Source organism: Acinetobacter pragensis, from assembly GCF_001605895.1.
Classification (GTDB): domain Bacteria; phylum Pseudomonadota; class Gammaproteobacteria; order Pseudomonadales; family Moraxellaceae; genus Acinetobacter; species Acinetobacter pragensis.
In genome coordinates this window covers 30,914-54,761 of the sequence record NZ_LUAW01000029.1, presented here as the reverse complement: position 1 = coordinate 54,761, position 23,848 = coordinate 30,914, and the positions used below count along the sequence as shown (strand labels likewise).

Sequence of the window (23,848 nt, the reverse complement as noted above, 5' to 3'; positions counted from 1 at the left end):
CAGCATTATTACATTGCACCACAATTAGCATGGAAAATTTCTGAACAAACCCAGTTAAATCTTGATACTGAGTTCTCAGAGTCTAAAGGCGTTTTTGATCGTAAAGCGCCTGCAAATGCTGTTTTCGCTGTTCATAGCTTGGAAAACTGCACGCTTTAAACGCCTGCTTTTGCTGCTCAAAAAGCTGTTCTAAGCCGCTATTATTTTCTGGCATTGGCTGCTGTTCCATGGTCATATATTTTTCCTTTATTCACTTTATCTTTGAAAAATAGATGAATTTTAATATGCTGTCAGTACAATTTCTTATCAGATTAAGCCACATCTTTATAAATTCGGCTTTGCCGGATCATATCTGCCGCTTTTTCAGCAATCATCACCACCGGCGCATTGGTATTGCCATTGACGACAGCCGGCATGATAGAGGCATCTATTACCCGCAAATGGCCGATGCCATATACCTTCAGTTCCGGATCAACCACAGACATGTCATCTATCCCCATTTTACAGCTGCCGACAGGGTGATATACCGTATCTGCACGCGCTCTTAAAATACTGCGGATATCATCATCGGTCTGCACCTGCGCAGTAAATAGATCCGCTTTATATAAGCGGGATAATGAAGGCGACTGCATGAGTTTTCGCGTTATTTTAAAACCCTGAACCAAATCCTCCAAGTCCCGCTCATCCCCTAAAAAGTTAGGATCGATTCTTAAAGGATCAGAAATTTTGCTGCCGCTTAACTGTATGCTGCCTCTGCTGCGCGGATTCAGCAGACAGACATGGCAGGACAAACCATGGCTGGCATGAAATTTACGCGCATGATCATCAACCAGCGCCATCACAAAATGCAGCTGTAAATTCGGTATGTCCAAGGCTGGGTCGGTTTTTAAAAAACCGCCGCATTCTGCAAAATTGGATGCAATCATACCTCGCCGTTCTTTGCGGTAGCGTTTAACCTGTTTCAGCATGTCCAGAGAACCGGACAGCGAAATGCCGAAAGTTCCTTCAGTTTCTTTTACGCTATAGCCAAAAATAAAATCCGGATGATCGTGAAAATTCTTCCCGACTCCCGGCAAATGGTGCTTCACTTCTATTTGGTGTGAAGCTAATTCATCCTGATCGCCGACACCTGACAGCATTAAAATTTGCGGTGATTGAATGGCGCCTGCACAGAGCAGCACTTCTTTACGCGCATGCAGCTGTTTGAGCTGCCCTGCATGCTGTACTTCTACACCTGTGGCTATTTTATTTTCAATTAAAATTTTATGCGTCAAGGCGTACGTTAATACCGTTAAATTCGGGCGGTTCAAATGCGGAAATAAATACCCGCGGGCTACGCTGCAGCGTTCCCCATTAATATGCGTAACCTGATAAACCCCGAGACCTTCCTGTTCTTCTCCATTAAAATCATCCAAGATGGCATAGCCTTGCTCTTTAGCCGCATCAATATAATGCTGATGAATTGGACTATCTGACTGCACATCACTGACTGAAAGCGGCCCTGCGTTGCCATGGTACTCATTCTGAATCCGGCTATTATTTTCCGATTTAATAAAATACGGCAATACGTCTTGATAAGACCAGCCTGCATTGCCTAGTGAGGCCCAATGATCGTAATCGGCACGGTTGCCGCGAATATAAATCATGGCATTGATACTGGATGAACCGCCCAAACATTTCCCGCGCGGCTGATAGCCCTTGCGGCCATTCAGCCCTGCTTGAGGCACCGTTTCAAAAGCCCAGTTATTGATTTTCGTCGGCAAACTAATTACACAGGCTGCTGGAATATTCACTGTCCAGCTGTCACCCTGACCGCCCGCTTCTAAAAGGCATACAGATATATTCGGATCTTCTGTTAGCCTGCTGGCCAAAACGCAGCCCGCACTGCCGCCGCCAATGACAATATAATCGAATTCCTTTTGCATTTTGTTTTCCTTTATTTTTTTTGTTCAAACCTATTCTTTTAATAACATAAATCAGCCATCTGCTGTATCGCTGCTCTAATTAATTTTTCTTAAATTCTTTAAATGGCCTGTAATGACAGCCAATCAGTGCATTCCCAAAAAAAATCTCAAACTATTTCTGTCATTGCTTTCAGCACTTCTTTTAAGTTATAGCGTGATGCACATACGATGCAGCAGGACTAAATCACTTCGTAGCAATAAATCCTTGATAGCATAAAATTTGCGTAAAGCATTCAATTTTTCTAAAACCAGCAGCCTGCAGTACATTTCGCGTAGTAGATTCATTCAAAGGGAAAAAATCCTCGGCCATTCGCTCCAGCATGGCCTGTGTTTGCTTTTCTGCCAAACCATTCATTTCACACAGCTGCTTTAAAGCGCTGGCCTCTTGCCAATCATGAAACTGCATTAAATCAAATGTCAGAAAAATTCCATCAGGCTTTAAGCATTGCTGCGCACCCTGCAAAAAATCCAGTTTTTGCGCAGGAGGAACGAAGTGCGTCACCAGTATGGAAAGTACCGCATCAAAATTGCCCTGTTCGGAAAGCGCATTGTGCTGCCCCAAGACAAATTCAACACGCGGCGGGTTATTCCACGGCGCCGCATAGCTGCGCGCTTTGTTCAGCATAGGTTCAGACAGCTCAGTGACTGTAAACCGGCACTCTGGAAAAGCCTGCAGCAGATACCCCAGTTCATACCCTGTTCCAGCGCCAATAATCAGCACATTCGCCCTTGCAGATAAATGCGCTTTCATAATAGCTAAAATCTGCTGATGAACAATTTCATAGCCCGGTATTAATTTTCGGATGTGTAGGTCATAGCTATCCACAACCTGCTGACTATTAAAATCCTTTGCCATAATGATGCTCCCTGAGTTATCAACACATAAATAAACCGGACCGCTTGCCGCGATCGCTAGATTTGCTCTGGCTGATGCCGCTGTAAAATCTGTTCGCTTAACAGCGCATAAACTTGCTTTAAGTCCGGCCGATTGGCCTGTTCAAGCATAAGCGTATGCATGGCAATAATATTCTGATCGCCGCGCATAGCTGGGCCAGTCTGCATTGTTTTGGGGTCTGCCGCCGCCGCTTTTTGCGCAGTTTCCAGCATGAGCGGGTACAGCAGGCTGAAGTCGACTTGCTGTTCATCAACAATCTGTTTTGCCATGTCATAGCAATAGTTGGCAAAATTGCAGGCATAGACCGCGGCTAAATGCAAACTTAAACGCTGTGCCGAGCTATATGGATATACCCGCTGACTGAGCTCAGAAGCCAGCGTGCTTAACATCATCAAGTCTTGAGGCTCTGCGGCCTCTATAAATAGCGGCGTTTGCGTCCAGTCTATTTCACGTTCTAAGCTAAAGGTCTGCAATGGATACAGCACACCGGCTCTGGCATGAGCTTGCGTCAGTTTTGATATGCCGGTACTGCCTGATGTATGCACAATCAAGGTATTAGGCAAATACGGATGTACCGCCTGAATGACATCAGCAATTGCGCTGTCGCTGACAGCAATAATCAGCAAATCAATCTCTGACTTCAAAGCACTGAATGAATATGCAGCTTCAGCGCCTGCCGCCTGCGCCAACACGTCTGCATGTTCGTATGTTCGGCTGTAAATTTGAACAATCTGATGCCGCGCCTGCAAAGCTTTCGCTAAATGATGCGCTACCCGCCCTGCACCAATAAAACTGATCCGCATAATCCTGCTGCATGTCGCCAATAATGCTTAAGCATGCCTATAAAAAAAGGACGAATCAATTCGTCCTTTATCTAATTCTGTTGATTGCTGTCTATTTGCGTTTACAAGAAGCAGTCATCATGATTTTTAGTTGAACACGTTATTTAAATAAACAGTACGCTCTTTAGTTTTTTGGATAAAGCATTTGCTGTATTGAATTGCCTGATTTTGCGCATACATCTCATCATTCCAATAGTCAGATTTCTTTTGGTAAGTCTCTAACTCTTTTTCATCCATCTGATGTACGCTTTTTTGCGACAGCACTTTACAGTCCACATCCCGTTTTTCAAACCAATCCGACTGATCTTGCTGCAAGGAGGTTTTCTGTTCTGCAGAGAAATGGTCCCATGTCATATTCAATTGCTCAACTGCAGCTTTTTGCTCACCATCAATTTCTTTCTGACGTACATCCAAAGCTTTTTGCGCCAATTCCATCTGCGCAGCATGCTGTTCATCATCTTTCTTAGAATATTCTTTATTTTTCTCATTGGCTTTCATATAGGAAGCATACTGCACCGCCAGTTCGGTCAAATATGCAGACTGGCTAATCACCGAATGATTTTCTATAGTCATGCTGATTTCATCTTTGTCAGACTTATCAATATGATAAATAAAATCAATGCCATTCAAGCGGTCATTCTTTAAGGTCAGGCTGCTAAATGAACCGCCTAAGTAATCTTGCAGAGTCATTGTATGATCAGTGTCTTCGCGCTCACATTCATCACACGGCGCATCCATAAATGCATTTTCCGCACGCTTTTGCAGGCCATTCGGCAAAATTGCTGTGACCAAACTGCTGCAGTCTAATGTTTTAGCCTGTGCAGGATTTTCTGTTTTTGTGCTGATATGAGTAATTTCAAACTGAATGTTCTTGCGGATTTTATCCAATAAAGCCTGATCCGACTCGAAGGATGACTGGCGCAAGCGCTGATCTAAGTCTTTCAAATACTCTTCTTTAAGATAGTCCTGAATTTGCTTAACATTAGCCGGGGCCGTACAGCTGAAATCTGTCACTTGCTGGGCCTTCGGCTCTTCTACGCTGGCTTGATCTTTTTTATTTTTAAAATAGTCGCAGCCTGAAAGCATTGCTGTTCCGCATATGAGGCCAATCATTAATTTTTTATTCATCATTTTTAAACCATATACCCTGTTATAAATTTTTTGCGTATTTAATCAAAAAATAATCAACTTGACCATTATTTTCTGTACAAAAAAATCCCTGCAGCCTGTGCAGGGATTTTTATGATTCAGCGATGATTCGGCAACTGTAAAATATTAAGGCTGCTTTTTCACCCCTTCTTCATCTACTTTACGCACAACGCCAGTATCTTTATTCAAAACTTCAAACTCAATCCGGCGGTTTTTAAATTGGCCTTCTTCTGTTGCGTTGTCTGCAACCGGTTTTTCCTGCCCCATGCCAACTGCCTGCAATTGCGCTGGATCGACTCCTTTACTGATTAAATAATCCACCACCGCCTGAGCGCGTGACTGCGACAATTTTTTATTGGCCTCTGCATTGCCTGTTGCATCCGTATGCCCGGTCACAGTCAATTCAACTTGTTTTGCGCGCTGCATGAGTGCCGCCGCCTGATCCAGAATTGATTTATTCACTTCAGGAATTTCAGATGAAGCGGTCGCAAAATTAATAATCTGCATATTCAGCGCAGTCGCAACATCCAATGCCTGAACCTGATCTGGGTCAATACTGGACAGCGCCTTTTGCGCATCCGTAATGCTGTTGTTTACCGTCGTACTGACGTCTGCAGGTTTTTGCACCATAATATTCATGTTTTTCGCAAGTTTTTTAATTTCAGCGGCTAAACGGTCTGCATCCTGCGGGTTTGAAGATTGAATGGACAGCTGATCACCCACCCAGTTTAAGGCCACATTTGGCGTTCCTTGAACCAATTTAAGTACAGAAGGAATCGCATCCTGATCAATAAATTCTGTATGGTAACTGGCCTCAGCTGAAGCGCCGCAACCCGTTGGGCTATTGAAAATCTGCTTCACTTGCTGCTGCAGAATATCAATATAACTGCTGTTATTTACATAAACCTGACAACTGACCAGTTGGCCTTTTTCATTCGTGCTTAATTGCAAAGATGCCGGCTGTGCAGCTGCGCTTTGCACTGGCGGGGCAGTTTCTTCCACCTTGTTTTTATCTGAACAGGATTTAAACCAGAACAATGCCAGCAGCGCCAGAATAACAATGGCCAGAATAGGCAGCCATGAATTGGATTTTTTTTCCTGTACCGCCGCAGGTTCCGCAATTTCGGGCGCCTGATGAACCGTTTGGCCCATTGCAGTATTGATTCCCAAAGCTGCCAGAATTCCAGCAGCCCAAGCCGGCAATGCACTCTGCACCGCGCTTTGCTGTGTATCAATTAAATGCACAATCGCATCTGCATCAGAAGAGCCTGCCTGATTTTCCAAAATGCCCAGTGCGGGAAGAATAGATTTGGACAGTGTGTTCTCAATTTCAGGCGCTGGCGCCGCGCCGCGTATATTGTCTAAGAATTGATGTTTTAATGCGGGATTTGTTTCAAATAAATCATTCAGCCGCGGATTCAACTGATTCTTCAAAGCATCAATTAAACCCGGTTTGCCTTTTAAAATACTCAGCAATATCGGATAGAAATGACTGAGTGCTGTATTTTTTTCCGAAAGAAAAGTGCTGTCTCCCTCCAGCACAATTGCGGAGACTTGCTGTTTCAATAAATCAATTAAGTTATCGGTCATTGGCTTTGTCCTTTGCTGTTGATCTTATTCTTCATCTTGTGTTTTGCTTGTTTATTGAACAGTTTATGCCGAAAGAACTACGGTTCTGTAATTAATTGTATTGCCTCAATAAGCACATTGCACATACAAAAAAGCCAGCTGACGCTGGCTTTTAATGCATTGAATTTTTTAATTATTCAGCTGTAAATGTTTGAATGGCCTTACCGCGGACAGTTTGGTTGATCAGCGGGGTGTTTTTACCATTTGAAACAATACTGTCTTTGTTCAGTGTCCATTCAATTGCTGGATTCACCAAAACCCAGCCAGCTTCTTTGAGCCAGCGCTCATACATATTGGCGGCCTTCGCAGGGGCAACCGTCACTTTTCCAACCCATTCCAGCGGTTCAAACAGGCCTTCATTAATCAATTGCACACCAAACGGCACAAATGTGTCAAACGCCGTAAAGCCCGGCAGGGTTTCTGCAAATGGTGCCATTTTTGCAGAACTGCTTAACGGCTCATGATGAGTTGTAATCGCATCAATCACGCCATCTTTCAGCCCCTGACGCAGCAGCTGCTTGTCTTGTTCAGAACGCAATGGCGGACGGACATGCGCCAAGGAGTTAAAGCCGTCAATCAATTGATCAGTTAAATGCAGCTGATGCATGGCAACATCGCATGTCACTGGCAAGCCTTTCGCTTTTGCCTGTTTAATCAGCTCCACTGAAGCGCCGCAAGACAGCAATCCAAAGTGAGCGCGCACTTTTGTGGCTTCAATCATCAGCAGGTACTTGGCAATAGCGACCGTTTCAGCCAAAGCTGGAATCATCGGCAAGCCCTGACGCGATGCAACAAAGCCTTCATGCACACAGCCGTCTTTGGCAATTTGCGGCTCTTCTGCATAAAACACCACAGTCATGTCTAAGCCAGCTGCATATTCCAATGTGCGGATGACCACGTCATCATCGGCAAACGGCGCATTGGCATTTGATACTGCGGTACAGCCGCCTTTTTTCAAACCCGCCATATTTGAGGGCTGATTGCCTTTCAAACCTTGAGTCTGTGCGCCAATCACCTGCAAATAAATTCCGCCGTCCAGCATGGCTTTTTCTACTAAACCATGAATCAGAGCGCCATTGTCCTGAACAATCGGCTTAGAGTCCGGCGGCGTAAACACGTGCAAAATACCGTTTGCACGGGCTGCCTTCCCTTCGGATTTCAGTGTTCCATGCTGCTGCTGGCCCGGTTCACGCATACGCGCGCACAAATCCACCATGGTTGGCATCAGCCATAAGCCTTGGCCGTCAATAGTTTCGGTGGTCTGAGCCGATTCGGCCACCAGCTTGCCGTTTTCGATATAAACCGTCTGCACACCGTCTGTTTGCTGAATGGGGTCTAAGACACGTACATTTTCAATTTTTACAATACTCATGACTTTTCCTTAACCCGCAATCGCTTCTAACAAACCTTTTTCCTGCAGCTGGCCTTGCATTGCTAAAGCCAACACCGCCATACGTACTGCAATACCATTTGTTACTTGATGCAAGATGACCGATTGAGCGCCGTCCGCAATACTTGAATCAATTTCTACACCGCGGTTCATCGGCCCTGGGTGCATCACAATACAATCTGGCTTAGCCAAAGCCAAACGCTCTTTGTTCAAGCCATACATTTTATAGAACTCGGCTTGTGAAGACAGCGCAGGTGAATCAATCCGTTCATTTTGAATACGCAGGGTAATGATCACATCGCAGTCTTTAATGCCGTCTTCCATCTTATTAAATAAACGGACATCTTCGCCATATTCTTCAAAACCGTAAGGCAGCAAGGTATTTGGCGCCACCACGCGAATATCTTTACAGCCCAGCGTTTGCAGCGCAGCCACATCTGAACGCGCTACGCGTGAATGCTTGATATCGCCGATAATAGCCACACTGATCTCTTCAAATTTCTTTTTGGTTTCACGGCGGATCGTCAGCATATCCAGCATCGCTTGCGTTGGATGCGCATGGCGCCCATCCCCTGCGTTAATGATTGCCACATGCGGGCAAACATCCTTAGCAATAAAATGCGCCGCGCCTGAAGATGAATGGCGCACAACAAAAATGTCTGTTGCCATGGCTTCAAGATTCCACAGCGTATCCCGCAGGGTTTCACCTTTTGAGGTGCTTGAACGGGCAATATCAATATTCAGCACATTGGCTGAAAGGCGCTTTGCTGCGGCTTCGAAAGTCGTGCGGGTACGGGTTGAATTTTCAAAAAACAGATTCATTACCGTACGGCCTTCCAAAAGATTATTGGTAATGAGCTGATTTTGGTCATTAAAAAAGGACTGTGCAGTGTCCAATATTTTTGTAAGAGTTTCTTTAGAAAGACCATCGATGGTAAGGAAATGCTTTAAGTGACCATCTTGGTTGAGTTGAATCTGGCTCGGTGTATGCAATGCCGCCAAGTGCATGAGAGATTCCTTATCGTTAAGTTAACGTATTATACAGAGAATCTTTGGTTTTGGCAGTTGAACTTTTCAGCAGTCGCAACAAAGCTCAGCCGAAATATAAAATTAAAATTGGAATTCCTATCAAATAATTCAATTAGATAAATTAAACAAAGTCAGTAAGATATTTTCCTTTGCACTGCCATATTCAGCATAACAATTGATTATAAAGTTTAAGCCATTCCATAGAATTTACTTTAAAAATGCAGACTTAATAAACACCCCATCTAAGCCTGCCTCCCCATTAAACTTGGCAAAAACAGCACTGCCCATATCTTAAACAGTGCACAATTTATCGCAGCGCACCAATATAATGATGTGAAACCTGCGCCTTATAAATCTCTTCTTCTGTCACGCCATGCTGTTCAACAAACAATTCTTCTGCTTCAAACTCGTTCATTTCTGCGGTATTCGCTTCATGCATTGGATTTATTTTATTTTCATGCTTCAAGAGCGAAGATAAGCGTCCAGCCTGCCTTTCCAGTTCCGCATCATTGGCAGCCAAAGCCAAATCAACCACATGCTGGGCATACAGCCGATTTTCCATTAAATACAGAACATCAATTAAACGCCCTGTTACGCGCCTTAAACGGGCGTAAATCAAAGTGCCAATTGAAAATGCTTCACCCTGTTCTACAAATCCATTATTCATTGAATCTTTCATATAATCTTAAACCTATAAAATCTGATCCGCACAAAACATGCCGGCAACTGAGTTAACTAATTTTTCAGGTAATGAACAGCAAAACGTATGCCAAGTATTTATATTGATTTGTTATTTTCTTTCATGACATAAATTTTAAATTTATAAACGGCTGATCAGCGTTCTTCATCAAAATGATTAGCATACGAGTAAAATCAAATAAATTAGGCTTGCAAGCAGCTCGAAACCATCAATATTAAAAGTCAAAATCAGCAATCAAATCAGCCCCTGCATTTCTGCTTCGTTCAAATACCGCGGCACTCGATTCAAAGCATTAATAGCGGGAAGCGATACCATTCCTCAGCTCTAGCATGTTCAGTATAAAGCGCCGCGCTAAGCATGCTAGAAATTAAGCTTAATCTTCTGCGGAGTTTCCTCCTCTTTATTCATCGGCTGTTTTGATTGAAACAGCCGTGCCATCCTGCCATGCAGATTTATTTCAATGCCTTTCTAAATACACGCCAAATCCAGCAAAAATAGCCAATTCATCACTTATTCACTTAGTTTTCGTCATCAAAATACGCTAAAATAGCCGATTGCTTTATTTGCCTTTGGAAATTTACATGAATTCGAAACCTCGTCTTTCTTCATATTGGGTCACCTGTGCAGATGGACTTGAAACCTTGCTCCGAGAGGAAATTGAAGGTTTAGGTGTTCAAAATATTGAACAATTGCCGGGTCGTTTGATTTTCAAAGGCACACAGGAAGATGCTTACCGCATTTGCATGTGGTCACGCCTAGCTTCACGTGTTTTAATGCCCATTCATACGCATGAACTTGAATTCACTCATGATGCGCGGGATGTAGCCGAAGAGCTCTATGAAGGCGCAATCAGTTTTGACTGGTCATTAATCTTTGCCCCGCAAAGCACATTTGCAGTACGCCTGCATATTGAACGCGATATTAAAGTAAACAGCCAGTTTGCAACTTTACGTGTGAAAGACGGTGTCGTAGATTCCTTTATGGAAGCGGTTGGCAAGCGCCCAAGCATTGACATTAAACAGCCGGAAATTACCCTATACGCTTTGGCGGGCAAGACTGCGCATACTTATTGCCTAGATTTATCTGGCGATTCACTGCATAAACGCGGCTATCGCCGTTTCATGACCGATGCCCCTATTAAAGAAAACCTGGCAGCGGCTATTTTGCAAAAAGCAAAATTAAAAGAACGTGATCCGGAAATTTTCCTAGACCCAATGTGCGGTTCAGGCACATTCATCATTGAATCGTTAATGGTCCTGACTGACCGTGCCCCGGGCCTTGTCCGCCGTTTTGGTTTTAACGGCTGGAATGGACATGACCACGATTTATGGATGCGTATTAAAGCTGAAGCCGCTGAACGCCATGAAAAAGCGCTGCAAAAGCCTTTGCCAAAATTCTATGCCTATGATGCAGATTGGGAAGCGGTTAAAGCAACCAAGCAAAACATTATTGCCGCAGGTTTTGAATCAATACTGGATCAAATTAAAATTGAAGAGCGGACGCTGGCAGACTGGCCAGACTTCCAAGCTGAAGGCAAGCGCGCGCTGATTGTGACCAACCCGCCATATGGCGAACGACTTGGTGAAAAAGCCTCGAACCGCGCACTGTACTTAGGGCTATCTGCATTACTACAAAAAAACTTCCCGAATCAATACGCTGCTGTTATTGCTGCTGCAGTTGAGCAGGCCGATGTTCTGGCTTTCAATGAACCGCAAATTCTTCGCTTAATGAACGGTAAACTGCCGATTTATGTCCGTTTCGGCATCATTAAACCCGCTACTGCTACACAGCCGTTTTTAGCCGCGTGGCAACCGCAAAAATTTGAAGCGATTGAAGGCGCGGAAGACTTTACCAACCGCTTGCAAAAAAACATGCAGAACTTGAAAAAGTGGGCCGTAAAAGAAAATATTTTCTGCCTGCGTTTATATGATGCAGATTTGCCGGATTTTAATGTTGCAGTAGATTTATACGGTGACCGGCTGCATGTGCAAGAATATGCTCCGCCTAAAACAATCGATCCTGAAAAAGCCAAAAAGCGTTTTAATTTAGCTTTAGCATCTATCCGTGCAGTAACTGGCTTGCCGCGAGATGCGATCTTTATTAAAACCCGTGCCCGTCAAGAAGGCAAAACTCAGTACGCCAAACAAAGTACTGCATCTAAGCGTTTTATTGTCCAAGAAGGCAAAGCTAAAATTTTAGTCAACTTGACTGATTATCTGGATACAGGCTTGTTCCTTGATCACCGTCAAATGCGCCTTCGCATTGCAGCTGAAGCCAAAGGCAAGCACTTCTTAAATCTGTACAGCTATACCTCCACAGCCAGCCTGCATGCAGCTTTAGGCGGCGCGGCCAGCACAACCAGTGTCGATCTTTCAAATACCTATTTGAACTGGTCTAAAGAAAATTTTGTACTGAATGGCTTGACCGTCGACCATGCTGATGAACAGCATCAATTCTTTGCCAGTGACTGCTTTGAATGGCTGAAAGAAGGGCATGAACAATATGAACTGATCTTTATTGACCCGCCGACTTTCTCTAACTCGAAAAAATTCTACGGCACATTTGACGTGCAGCGTGACCACAATTCACTGCTTAAGCGTGCAATGAACCGTTTAACCACAGACGGAACACTGTATTTTTCTAACAACTATCGCGGCTTTGAGATGGATGAAGAAGTACAGGCAATGTTTGATGTGCAAGAAATCAGCAATGAAACCATTGGGCTTGATTTTAAACGCAATCAAAAAATTCACCGCGCGTGGAAAATTCAGCACCATCCGGTTTAACTGCACTCTGGCTGACTAGAAGTTTAAATTGATACACGCAGATGAAGCGCATTAATTGCGCTTCATCTCGACTACCAGTCCATCAGGATATGAAATTCGAATGTTTTCATATTTTTCTTGATGGACAATTCTCCTGACATCCGGTATTTCAGCCGACTTCCCTGACGGCATAGATGCCCCCGCTCTTTTTTTCTGCAGCACATATTCACTCATCTCCGAGCCATCCAAGCTGTTTTCCTGTATTTGCTTGCTGTTGCTACTGGCTTTTTCATTGGAATCTTCCTGCTGTTCAGTTTTGCTTTTTTGAGTGCCCGAGGCGGCTTCCTGCAACGCTTGCTGGCTTATAAAACTGTCTACATCTACGGCATTTTCTAGTTTTGCATCAGACAATGCTGTTTTGGCCTCTACATGGGCTACTGAAACCGTCAGTACTATTACGCTTAATAGTGCATTTTTTATGTGCTGGGATATCTGGCTATTTATCCTCATGATGCTTTTCCTTTTATTTTTATCGCACCATGACGCTAACTATTTTCCATAGCTAAAACAATATCCGAAGTCTGAATCTCCGATAAACCGCAATCCCTTTAAATAAATAAAATTATAAACACATGATTTTAAAATAAAATACAATCATACCGAAATTGTATTTCACATAAAAAATGCCGTTGAATTCAACGGCATTATGCTTAAGCGCAGGCTAACTATTAATTTTTACTTGGATCTAAAAACTGCTTTTGGCCAAATTGATAGTCCAGCAGCAATTTCATGCTGTCGCCAGAACGCACCGCATGTCCAGAAGACTCTAAACTGCTGAACATGCTTTCTATATCCTGTTCAGTCATAGCCCTGTCTGAAGTCGCTTTGGCATAACCATTCGTTACCACCCTAAATAAATCTTTATCAAATTCCAAATCGGCTTTAAACATTAATAAGCTCGGCAGCATTTTTGCAAAAGACTCAACAGTGCCATGGTGCCCCGGCATCATTTTACCTGTAAGATTTGCTTTCGCTAACCCGCCGCCCATGCTCATCTGGTTCTTAGACTCAAAATCAAAACCTTCATTTACAATGTTCAGAAAAGCATTCGAGGCATCTTCTGACAGCAATTCATTGCTTGCACAGCTATTTTGAGCCTTTTGCAATATGGCTGATAAGTCCTGCATACGCTGCAGACTGATATTCTGCACTTCCAAATTCATGACAATGTCTTTAGTCAGCGGAGAATTAGGCAGATTCATCTCTCCAATTTTGAAATTGCCGTCCAAAGAAACTTTGCCTTCTTTGACATGAGTATCCAGCCGCATATCTATATTTTTAATGCCGCCTGACAAATTCGAGTCTAAACGCTGAAAAGCGCCAATGGCAAACCGGGTATAGCCCGAATCAATTTCCGCTTGATTCAGCCCTTGTGTCGTTTCAATCTGTACTTTTTGCGCCAAGATTTGACTGGGCCCTTTGGTAAGGGTAAACGCAGGAACATCCATCATCAGCTTAGAGACACGGGCCTCCCCTTTTAAAGGTGATGCCGTATAGATGTTGATCTTGCTGGGATCAAGCCGAATATGCATGCCGTCTGCCTGTGTATCTATTCTTGGCAAATCGACGGTGGTTAAAGACTTTCCGAGCCAATTAATATGGGTCTTTGCCCGCTGCTGCCCTTTCAGCGCCGCCTGCACTTTTTCATTGCCGGTTTTAAGCATATAGCTGGAATCAATAAAGTACCCATTCCATTTTTTTTGAATCTTGTCCTGCCCTTGCAGCACAATAACATCATTCGATTGACAGGGATCAGGCGTAAGCGTCAGCACCCAATCTGCCGTGCCGCTGAATGGGCCCAATTTGATGTTGCTGTATTTTATATTGGCGTCATTAACAGATTTTGCCAGCTGAGCCTGTTCATAATAAGCAGTTAATTTCTGATCTGCATACCAATTCGCAGCAGCGCCTGTCGTTGCCACAGCTAGAAAAAGTCCCGCACCCCAAATAATTTTAGACATTCTTTGCCCATTTTTTGATTATTTTATAAGTGAAGTATATTTACATTTAAGACACAAAAGAACACATATTTTAATAAAAATCACAAATAATTCAAAATTTATACACATTTACGTGAATTAAATGCGGCCGTATTTAAACCAGCTGATTTTAAATCGGTTAAAGCAATTGTGAGGGTTTTCTTTAACACTATGAATTATTAAGCAATTAAAGGAATGATTTTTGATGGGTAAAGACAGTATGCTGAAGACCGAGGCATACGCATTGTAAAACGGTTTCAGCACTTTTAACGCCCGTGATTATTCAATCACTTGAGGCGGCAGCATGGTCAAGCTTTTCTCCAGCCCGATCAACCACCATCAAAAAATGCAGTCTGCTTGACATAGCTCAATCAAAAATATGACCCATCGTTAAATAAAGCTACAAATAGAAAAACCTAGCCGAAGCTAGGTTTTTCTATGAAACATCAAAGAATATCAATGAACGAAATTAACTTAATTTCATCTTTTCAAAGTTAAGATGCCCATCTCCGCCTTTAATGACAATCGCATCTCCAGCCTCAAATTCTCCCGATAAGATCTTTTGAGCTAGCGTATTTTCAACTTGCTGCTGGATGGCGCGCTTCAATGGTCGAGCACCGTACACTGGGTCAAATCCTGCATCAATCAATTGATCAAATGCACTGTCATCTACCGTCAAACTCATATCTTTTTCACTTAAACGCGAACGTAAGCGTGACAATTGAATATCGGCAATACCGCGGATTTGAGCTTTTTTCAGTGAATGGAAAACCACCAGCTCATCAATACGGTTAATAAACTCAGGGCGGAAATGCTGCGACACAGCACTCATAACCACTGTACGCACTTCAGCCTCTGTCGCGTCTTCACCCAGCTCACGCACATCGCTTGACCCTAAGTTGGAGGTCATCACAATCACCGTATTCTTAAAGTCGATGACGCGGCCCTGTGAGTCCGTCAAGCGGCCATCATCCAACACCTGAAGCAAGATGTTGAATACATCAGGATGCGCTTTTTCCACTTCATCAAAAAGCACAACGCTGTATGGTTTACGGCGCACAGCTTCGGTTAACACACCGCCTTCTTCATAGCCGACATAGCCCGGAGGCGCACCGACCAAACGGCTGACCGAATGTTTTTCCATAAACTCCGACATGTCGATACGCACCATTGCATCGTCACTGTCAAATAGGAAGTTGGCCAATGCTTTAGTCAACTCAGTTTTACCAACACCTGTTGGACCAAGGAATAAGAACGATCCGCTTGGGCGGTTCGGGTCTGATAAACCTGCGCGTGAGCGGCGTACAGCATTGGAGACCGCAACAACAGCTTCATCCTGCCCAACGACCCGGTTATGCAGGAAGTCTTCCATATGCAGCAGTTTCTCGCGTTCACCCTGCATCATTTTCGCAACAGGGATACCTGTAGCGGCACTCACAACCTCAGCAATTTCGTTTTCAGTCACTTTGGTCCGAATCAGTTTTGGCTCTTCATTGGTTTCCGCAACTTCTTCTTCATTCAAGCGTTTTTGCAATTCTGGAATGACGCCATATTGCAAACGGCTCGCTTCCGCCAAATCGCCTTCACGCTGGGCTTTTTCAAACGCAGTTCGTGCTTTATCCAGTTCTATCTGCGCTTGGTTTGTACCATCAACCAGACGTTTTTCCGCAATCCACACTTCTTCCAAATCACTGTATTCTTTCTGAACTTCAGCAATTTGTTTTTCGAGATGCTCAACTTCCGCCTTACTTACAGAGTCCGCATCTTTTTTTACCGCTTCAAGCTGCATTTTTAATTGAATCAGGCGACGGTCAAGTCGGTCTAACGGCTCTGGTTTTGAATCAATTTCCATCTTTATGCGTGATGCAGCTTCATCAATCAAATCGATGGCTTTATCCGGCAATTGACGGTCAGTGATATATCGGTGCGACATTTTTGCCGCCGCAATAATCGCAGAGTCTAGAATTTGCACCCCGTGATGGGTGGCATATTTGTCTTTCAGGCCGCGCAAAATTGCAATGGTATCTTCCACACTCGGTTCATCAACCAGCACTTTCTGGAACCGGCGTTCAAGCGCAGCATCTTTTTCAATGTACTGGCGGTATTCATCCAAAGTGGTTGCGCCGACGCAGCGCAATTCACCGCGCGCTAAAGCCGGTTTCAGCATATTGCCGGCGTCCATTGCGCCATCGCCTTTGCCTGCGCCGACCAAGGTATGCAGCTCATCAATAAACAGAATGATTTCACCATCATATTTGGCCAAATCTTTCAATACGGCTTTGAGGCGTTCTTCAAATTCGCCCCGGTATTTAGCGCCGGCAAGCAAAGAGCCCAAGTCAAGCGACAGCACCCGTTTGCCTTTTAAGCTTTCGGGAACTTCACCATTCACAATGCGCTGCGCCAAACCTTCAACAATGGCGGTTTTACCCACGCCCGGCTCACCAATAAGCACAGGATTGTTTTTACTGCGCCGAGACAGCACTTGAATAGTACGGCGGATTTCTTCATCGCGGCCAATCACAGGGTCAAGCTTCCCTTCCAAAGCACGCGCATTCAGGTCTAAAGTATATTTATTGAGTGAGTCACGCTGATCTTCGTGGTTATTACTCATTACTTGTTCACCGCCTCGTATATTTTCAATGGCTTTACGCAACTTATCAGACGTTACGCCTACGCTATTTAATAAAGACTTTGTTTTGCCTGTTTCAGCCAAACCTAAAATGACCCAATCCGTAGATAAGAATTCATCTCCAGCTTTTTGCGCAAAACTGTCTGCCAAGTTAAGCGCCTTTACCGCTTCTGGATTTAAATTAATATCCCCTGTTGGATTTGCGATGGTCGCTGTATCGTTTAGCGCCTGCTGAAGCTTCGTTTTAAGCTCTGACAGATTCGCACCCGACTGCTGCAGCAGGCTTTGATTAGATGGCTCTTCCAGCAATGTTGCCAGAATATGAATCCCCTCAATCGCAGTATGGTCTTTGCCCATTGCGAGCGATTGCGCATCGGATAAGGCTTGCTGCAGGCGGTTCGTAAATTTTTCAAATCGCATTCTTGTTATTCCTCACAACAAATATTGTACTTGATGGATATATGGGAGTGCTCTTTAGATTTTCAACCAATTTTCTACATATTTTTCAAAAACTTATAATATTTCATTTATTGGATCTCAGTATTAATATTGGTATATAAATAAATAATTTCAAGTCTTTTAGGGTAAATAATGCCGTTTATCTTTAGCGATTATTTCATAACATTTAAATCGCTTTTAATTCAGCTAGTTAAAGAGATTAAAATGCATAAAAAAAGGCCCTTGAAATACAAGGGCCTTTTTCAGAGATAAAATAGATATTTCTGCTAGGGCGCCGGATTGGGCTGCTGACGGTGAATGCCGTCTATTTCCTGCAAAATTTCTTCGGACAGATTGACGTCAAAAGCATCGATGTTTTCTTTCAGCTGATTCAAATTGGTTGCACCGATAATAGTGCTGGTCACAAAGAACTGCTGCTTAATAAATGCCAGAGCCAGCTGCGTCAATGTCAAATGGTGCTTTTCTGCCAGCTGCGCATACTGTTCTACGGCCCATTCACTTTCAGGATTGCTGTAGCGGCTAAAACGGCTATATAAGGTGACACGGGCATTTTCTGGACGTGCTCCGTTACGGAATTTCCCTGTCAAATAGCCAAAAGCCAATGGTGAATAGGCCAATAAACCTACACCCTCATATTTCGCAATTTCGGACATGCCGGTTTCATAGGTCCGGTTCAGCAGGCTGTAAGGATTCTGTACGCTCACCACTTTATCCAGACCGAGCTGTTCTGCCAAATGCAGGAACTTCAGTGTTCCCCATGGCGTTTCATTTGACAGCCCGATATGACGGATTCGGCCCTTTTTAACTTCATTGCTGAGCGCGGTCAAGGTTTCGGCCAGATCAGTCACTTCCCGCTCATTAAAAGCTTCCGCATTGCCGTAGCCGAGTTTGCCAAAGAAGTTTACTGGACGCTGCGGCCAGTGCAGCTGATACAAGTCGATATAATCCGTCTGTAATCTCTTTAAATTACCATCCAGCGCTGATTCTATATCTGCTGCGGTAAATCGGGTCTGACCGTCCCGGATTTGGCTGCCGCCCTGAGAAGGCCCGGCAATTTTAGAAGCGATAATCACTTTGTCGCGGCCGCCGCGCGTTGCCAGCCAATTGCCAATTACCCCTTCTGTGGCGCCCTGCGTTTCCGGCTTTGGTGGGACAGGATACATTTCTGCAGTATCCCAAAAATTCAATCCGCGCTCTAAAGCATAGTCTAGCTGCGCGAAACCTTGCTCTTGTGTATTTTGCTCACCAAAAGTCATCGTGCCTAAGCAGATTTCCGGAACCAGAATTCCTGATTTTCCCAACGCTTTGAATTGCATAATCCTTCAGTTCCTTTTTACGTCATTCGATTGCTTCAGCATTCAGTCAATTTTATTAAACCGCTATTTATAAATTACTATTTAAATGAAGCTGTATTTAACTGCAGTTAGACTAACCAAATCTTAGATTCAAGTTAAATCACTATTTCATGAAACTTTGTTATTAAATAATAGAAAGAAAGCCATAAAAAAAGCAAACCCGAAGATTTGCTTTTTTATGATTCAGAAGAAGATTATTCTTCGTCTTCACCATCATCTGTCACCAGCTGACTTTTTTCTTCAAGCGATGCATCAAAAATCAAAATCGCTTTACCGTCCGTTTCGATCATGCCCTGTTCTTCTAAAGTTTTCAGAACACGGCCGACCATTTCGCGCGAACAGCCCACAATGCGGCCAATTTCTTGGCGCGTGATGCGGATTTGGCGGCCATTCGGCAAAATCATTGCTTCTGGCTGCGATGATAAATCGATTAAGCAGCGGGCAATACGGCCTGAAACATCAATAAACGCCAAGTCAGTTACTTTACGTGTTGTATTTTTCAGGCGGCGTACCAATTGAGCAAATACCGCATAGCTCAAGTCTGGGTACTGCTTGCTCAGCTCATGGAAGTTTTCGTAGGTAATTTCGGCAATTTCACAGACATCACGCGTGCGGACTTCCGCTGTGCGCTGTGCATTTGCTTCGAATAAACCCATTTCCCCAAAGAAATCACCCGCATTTAAATATGCTACAACAATTTCACGTTCATCATCTTCACTCAAGATGATGGATACAGACCCCTTCAGAATCAAATATAAAGATTTCGATTCTGATCCTGCATCTATGATAGTCGTGCGTTTAGGATAACGATTAATATATGCACGTTTTAATAATGCTTTAACTGACTCAGGAAGTTGACCAGGAGACAGCGCATCAGTGCTTAGTTGTGAAAAGCTTGAAGTCATGCTAACAATTCCGATTATGGATAATTTATAGATCGCACAAGACCTAAAATGAACTTGTCACACGAAAGAGGTGAAATTCCTTATCAACTCAATTTATGTTAGTGTACAGGTACTGCGTAAATTTATAGCTTTTTTTAAGGACTTGCAATGCAATCGAGTGTTCATTGGCTAGAGAATGTCGCTTTTGAAGCAAAAACTCAAAGCGGCCACACTATAATCATGGATGGTTCACCAGAATACGGCGGTGAAAACCGCGGCGCGCGTCCAATGGAGCTTATCCTGACTGGGCTTGGCGGCTGCGCTTCTTTTGATATTGTGACTATTCTTAAAAAAGCACGCCAAGATATTACTGATGTGCGCTGTGACCTTAAAGCTGACCGTGCAGACACAATTCCTGCCGTATTTACCAAAATTCATTTGCATTTTGTGATTACCGGCAACGGCGTAAAAGAAAAACAAGTGTCAAAAGCGGTTGAACTGTCTGCCGAAAAATACTGTTCTGCCAGCAAAATGCTGATGGATGGCGGTGTTGAAATTACTCATGACTTTGAAATTTTAGAAGCTGAAGCTGTTTAAATATTCCTAGCTTAAAAAGCTGCAGGCCCTGCAGCTTTTTTATGCCTAATATATGTTCAAGCCTGAACAAAACAAACAGATGCAGCTGAAATTTAAGCATATCCATAATGCGCGTGGTACATTTAGATGAATTTAGTTCTGTAGAAACCTGCTGCTTCAGGATAAGGCCCGTATGGAAAATTTACTCTGCTATAAACAGTTCCCAATCTGGACTGCGGACTTAATCCCCGCGGGATTTTTGCAAGCGCACAACACCAAGGCTGGCACTTGGGCCAAATTGCGAGTAATTAAAGGCCAGATTGATTTTGCCATGCTGGACGAAGCAGGCACTGTTCTGTCTGAGCATCAGTTCACAGCAGCCAATCAGCCGCCGTTTATTGCACCGCAAGCTTGGCATAAAATTGTTTCAGCCAGTGCAGATGCTGAATGCCAGCTGAGTTTTTACTGCCGCCCTGCCGATTATTTTTCTAAAAAATACCAGCTGACACCCACCCATTCTGAAATTGCAGCGGCCTTGCCGTCACTAAGTGCAGGACACGCGCTGGATATGGGCTGCGGAACTGGCCGTAATGCTTTATATTTAAGCCAGCACGGCTTTCAAGTTGATGCTTGGGATATAAATGCCATGAGCATTCAAAAACTTAATGACATCATTCAGGCTGAACAGATTCAGAATATTAACACTCAAATCCGTGACTTGAATCAAGACCCCAGCATTTTAGGGCAATACGATTTCATCTACAGCACAGTGGTAATGATGTTTTTACAGCGTCAAACAATTCCCCACCTTATCAAAAATATGCAGCAGGCGACTAAACTTAATGGCTTTAATTTAATTGTCTGCGCTATGGATACGGCAGACTACCCAGTACAAGCAGATTTTCCATTCAGCTTTAAACATAATGAACTCAATGAATATTACTTGGGCTGGAAGATATTAAAATACAATGAAAATGTCGGTGAACTGCACCGGACAGACGCTCAAGGCAACCGAATTAAGCAGCGTTTCGCCACCTTGCTGGCGCAGAAAGTTTAAGCGCTATCAATTTTTTCTAATGCAATAGCCTGCTCTATTGCATTATGTATGCTTTGAGCATTCAGTATTGAGTCCTTGTTTTTGCATCTTTGTTCATCCGATACTTCAAAAAATCCTCACTATCTTTTACTGCTTTTAAAAAACCAAATTAGTGCTTTATAAAGCACGCATTTCTTAAACCCGCTGTTCTTTTTATAGTCTCTAAGTCATCAAATATTGATGCTGATACTGAGCTCACAACTCTTCATTTACGCATTGGGGTAAATATCATGTTGTCCGAAGAACAGAAGTTGTTTAAACGTGATGGCGCTGTCGTGCTGCGCGGTCTATTTAAAGATTGGATAGATGTACTGCAAGCAGGCATACAGGCCAATGAGCAAAATCCGGGGCAATGGTTCCGAGACTATACGCCAAATGAATCTAAAGGGCATTTTTGGGCAGACTACTGCAACTGGCAGAATATCCCGCCATTTGAACGATTTATTAAAGAAAGCCCTGCAGCTGAAATTGCCAAAACACTGATGCAGTCTGCTCAGGCCCGCATGTTTCATGAACATGTTCTGGTCAAAGGCCCCGGCTCGTCCAAAGTGACGCCATGGCATCATGATGCGCCCTATTACCCTGTAGATGCCAAGCAGACCCTCAGCTTATGGGTACCGCTCGATCCGGTATCCAGAGCATCGGCCATTGAGTTTATTGCCGGCTCGCATCTGTGGGGCAAGCATTTTAAAGCGCAAAGCTTTAACGGCCAATACTATGATCATGAAGGCGCCAAAGAAGAAATTCTGCCGGATATTGATCAGCACCGTGAAGATTACAATATTCTTGGCTGGGATTTGCAGCCCGGCGATGCCATTGCCTTTGACTACTTAACCATTCACGGCGCACCGGGTAATTTATCCAATGAACATTCACGCCGCGCGGTGTCTTTCCGCTGGTTAGGTGATGATGCCGTCTATGTGAACCGAGGCGGAAAAACATCTCCGCAGTATCCGCATTTGGCGGAAAGATTATCAACAGGTGATGCTTTGCCTGAGGATGAATTTCCCATTATTGCCTAAACCTCAGTTTTTAAAATGCTTCTTTTTTGCCAATGCTTACCCATTTAAACATTGGCTTTTTTTATGTTGATTAGATTTGATGTATTTCTTCTAGAATTAATCTTGAATAAAAAAGCCCTGCTACAGCAAGGCTTATCCAATTATGAGATGTCTAGGTGATATATCTGTAAATCAATTTTGAGCTGCCGGCTCATTAAAATGAATCACGGTGCGTATAGATTTACCTTCATCCATTAAATCGAAAGCATGATTAATATCTTGCAGCCCCATCGTATGCGTCACGAAGGGTTCAAGCTGAATATCGCCTTTCATCGCATCTTCCACCATTTTTGGCAGCTGCGTACGGCCTTTTACCCCGCCAAATGCTGTGCCTTTCCATGTTCTGCCTGTAACCAGCTGAAATGGACGCGTCGAAATTTCCTGACCCGCGCCTGCTACGCCAATAATCACCGATTGTCCCCAGCCGCGGTGTGCAGATTCGAGCGCGGAACGCATCACCTTGGTATTGCCAATGCATTCAAAAGAATGATCAACGCCCCAGCCTGTCATTTCAACAATCACCTGCTGAATCGGATCTGCATGATCTTTTGGATTTAAACAGTCTGTGGCGCCAAACTCACGCGCAAGCTTGAATTTTTCAGAATTGGTATCGACTACAATAATGCGTCCCGCTTTGGCTTGACGCGCGCCTTGCACCACCGCCAAACCAATGCCGCCAAGGCCAAAGACAGCAACAGTATCGCCCTCTTGCACTTTTGCAGTATTGTGTACGGCGCCAATGCCTGTGGTCACACCGCAGCCAAGCAGGCATACATGCTCCGGGTTTGCTTCTGGATTAATTTTTGCCAGTGAAACTTCCGCCACCACGGTATATTCTGAAAAAGTTGAACAGCCCATGTAATGGTAAATAGGCTGCCCCTTATAAGAAAAGCGTGTTGTTCCATCCGGCATTAAGCCTTTGCCTTGTGTTGCGCGTACGGCGACACATAAATTGGTTTTTCCCGATTTGCAAAATAAGCACTCCCGGCATTCTGCCGTATATAGCGGAATCACATGATCGCCCGGCTGAACACTGGTTACGCCTTCACCCACCTGCACCACAATGCCTGCGCCCTCATGCCCCAGCACTGCTGGGAAAACGCCTTCTGGATCTGCACCGGATAAGGTAAAAGCATCGGTATGGCATACGCCAGTATGGGTAATTTTAATCAGAACCTCTCCCGCCTTTGGCGCTTCAACGTCCAGTTCTACAATTTGCAAAGGTTCGCCGGGAGCAAATGCGACAGCTGCGCGTGATTTCATTTTATGTCCTTCATTATTCATTAAAAGCGGTATATGCCATTTTCAAAAACTGTTCTGCGCCTCGCCATTCGGCACTCAATTCCTCGTCAAAACCAAGCGCTGAACACGCAGTAAATATTCATT

Annotated in this window: 19 protein-coding genes; 4 read left to right on the top strand and 15 right to left on the bottom strand. The window is 43.9% G+C overall.

What is annotated here, in order from left to right; genetic code table 11:
* Positions 1-82: 82 nt before the first annotated feature.
* From AZH43_RS18605 to AZH43_RS12925, 9 genes are all read right to left on the bottom strand, one after another.
* Positions 83-235: a hypothetical protein gene (locus tag AZH43_RS18605; protein WP_162492940.1), complete on the bottom strand. Its 153-nt coding sequence runs from the start codon at positions 233-235 to the stop codon at positions 83-85.
* 76 nt (positions 236-311) lie between these two features.
* A complete protein-coding gene (locus AZH43_RS12960) occupies positions 312-1,925 on the bottom strand; it encodes a GMC family oxidoreductase (RefSeq protein ID WP_067670328.1) in 1,614 nt (537 codons plus the stop codon).
* Between the two features lie 223 nt (positions 1,926-2,148).
* Positions 2,149-2,820: a class I SAM-dependent methyltransferase gene (locus tag AZH43_RS12955; protein WP_067670326.1), complete on the bottom strand. Its 672-nt coding sequence runs from the start codon at positions 2,818-2,820 to the stop codon at positions 2,149-2,151.
* A 56-nt stretch (positions 2,821-2,876) separates the two neighbouring features.
* Positions 2,877-3,662, bottom strand: a complete 786-nt coding sequence (locus AZH43_RS12950; RefSeq protein ID WP_067670324.1) for a Rossmann-like and DUF2520 domain-containing protein — start codon at positions 3,660-3,662, stop codon at positions 2,877-2,879.
* 126 nt (positions 3,663-3,788) lie between these two features.
* A complete protein-coding gene (locus AZH43_RS12945; protein ID WP_081406820.1) occupies positions 3,789-4,832 on the bottom strand; it encodes a hypothetical protein in 1,044 nt (347 codons plus the stop codon).
* 144 nt (positions 4,833-4,976) lie between these two features.
* On the bottom strand, positions 4,977-6,440 hold the full coding sequence (locus AZH43_RS12940; protein WP_067670322.1) for an OmpA family protein: 1,464 nt from the start codon (positions 6,438-6,440) through the stop codon (positions 4,977-4,979).
* A 172-nt stretch (positions 6,441-6,612) separates the two neighbouring features.
* On the bottom strand, positions 6,613-7,851 hold the full coding sequence (locus AZH43_RS12935) for a dihydroorotase (protein ID WP_067670320.1): 1,239 nt from the start codon (positions 7,849-7,851) through the stop codon (positions 6,613-6,615).
* A gap of 9 nt (positions 7,852-7,860) precedes the next feature.
* Positions 7,861-8,877: an aspartate carbamoyltransferase catalytic subunit gene (locus AZH43_RS12930; protein WP_067670318.1), complete on the bottom strand. Its 1,017-nt coding sequence runs from the start codon at positions 8,875-8,877 to the stop codon at positions 7,861-7,863.
* Positions 8,878-9,205: 328 nt separating this feature from the next.
* Complete coding sequence (locus tag AZH43_RS12925; RefSeq protein WP_067670316.1) at positions 9,206-9,577, bottom strand: hypothetical protein; 372 nt, start codon at positions 9,575-9,577, stop codon at positions 9,206-9,208.
* Positions 9,578-10,179: 602 nt separating this feature from the next.
* Here AZH43_RS12925 and rlmKL point away from each other — a divergent pair.
* Positions 10,180-12,384: a bifunctional 23S rRNA (guanine(2069)-N(7))-methyltransferase RlmK/23S rRNA (guanine(2445)-N(2))-methyltransferase RlmL gene (rlmKL, locus tag AZH43_RS12920; protein ID WP_067670314.1), complete on the top strand. Its 2,205-nt coding sequence runs from the start codon at positions 10,180-10,182 to the stop codon at positions 12,382-12,384.
* Between the two features lie 51 nt (positions 12,385-12,435).
* Here rlmKL and AZH43_RS12915 read toward each other — a convergent pair whose 3' ends face one another.
* The 5 genes from AZH43_RS12915 to crp all read right to left on the bottom strand — a co-directional run bounded on the left by AZH43_RS12915 (position 12,436) and on the right by crp (position 19,750).
* Positions 12,436-12,873 (bottom strand): hypothetical protein, encoded by a 438-nt coding sequence (locus AZH43_RS12915; RefSeq protein ID WP_067670312.1) that lies wholly within the window; start codon positions 12,871-12,873, stop codon positions 12,436-12,438.
* Positions 12,874-13,091: 218 nt separating this feature from the next.
* A complete protein-coding gene (locus AZH43_RS12910) occupies positions 13,092-14,384 on the bottom strand; it encodes a DUF945 family protein (protein ID WP_067670310.1) in 1,293 nt (430 codons plus the stop codon).
* 487 nt (positions 14,385-14,871) lie between these two features.
* Positions 14,872-17,451, bottom strand: a complete 2,580-nt coding sequence (gene clpB / locus AZH43_RS12905; RefSeq protein WP_067670308.1) for an ATP-dependent chaperone ClpB — start codon at positions 17,449-17,451, stop codon at positions 14,872-14,874.
* Positions 17,452-17,756: 305 nt separating this feature from the next.
* On the bottom strand, positions 17,757-18,806 hold the full coding sequence (locus AZH43_RS12900) for an NADP(H)-dependent aldo-keto reductase (RefSeq protein WP_067670306.1): 1,050 nt from the start codon (positions 18,804-18,806) through the stop codon (positions 17,757-17,759).
* A 233-nt stretch (positions 18,807-19,039) separates the two neighbouring features.
* Positions 19,040-19,750 carry a cAMP-activated global transcriptional regulator CRP gene (gene crp, locus AZH43_RS12895; protein ID WP_067670304.1) on the bottom strand — a complete coding sequence of 237 codons (711 nt, stop codon included), beginning with the start codon at positions 19,748-19,750 and terminating at the stop codon, positions 19,040-19,042.
* Between the two features lie 147 nt (positions 19,751-19,897).
* On the opposite strand from crp, the gene AZH43_RS12890 reads away from it, so the two are divergent.
* The 3 genes from AZH43_RS12890 (at position 19,898) to AZH43_RS12880 (ending at position 22,423) form a co-directional block, all read left to right on the top strand.
* The gene (locus AZH43_RS12890; RefSeq protein WP_067670303.1) at positions 19,898-20,326 is read left to right on the top strand and encodes an OsmC family protein; all 429 of its coding nucleotides are present in this window, start codon (positions 19,898-19,900) and stop codon (positions 20,324-20,326) included.
* A 172-nt stretch (positions 20,327-20,498) separates the two neighbouring features.
* Positions 20,499-21,362, top strand: coding sequence for an SAM-dependent methyltransferase TehB (tehB, locus tag AZH43_RS12885; RefSeq protein WP_067670301.1), 864 nt, complete (start codon positions 20,499-20,501; stop codon positions 21,360-21,362).
* A gap of 269 nt (positions 21,363-21,631) precedes the next feature.
* Entirely contained in the window at positions 21,632-22,423 is a 792-nt protein-coding gene (locus AZH43_RS12880) for a phytanoyl-CoA dioxygenase family protein (RefSeq protein WP_067670299.1), read from the top strand.
* A 171-nt stretch (positions 22,424-22,594) separates the two neighbouring features.
* Here AZH43_RS12880 and AZH43_RS12875 read toward each other — a convergent pair whose 3' ends face one another.
* Positions 22,595-23,725, bottom strand: a complete 1,131-nt coding sequence (locus AZH43_RS12875; protein WP_067670341.1) for an S-(hydroxymethyl)glutathione dehydrogenase/class III alcohol dehydrogenase — start codon at positions 23,723-23,725, stop codon at positions 22,595-22,597.
* Positions 23,726-23,848: the final 123 nt, after the last annotated feature.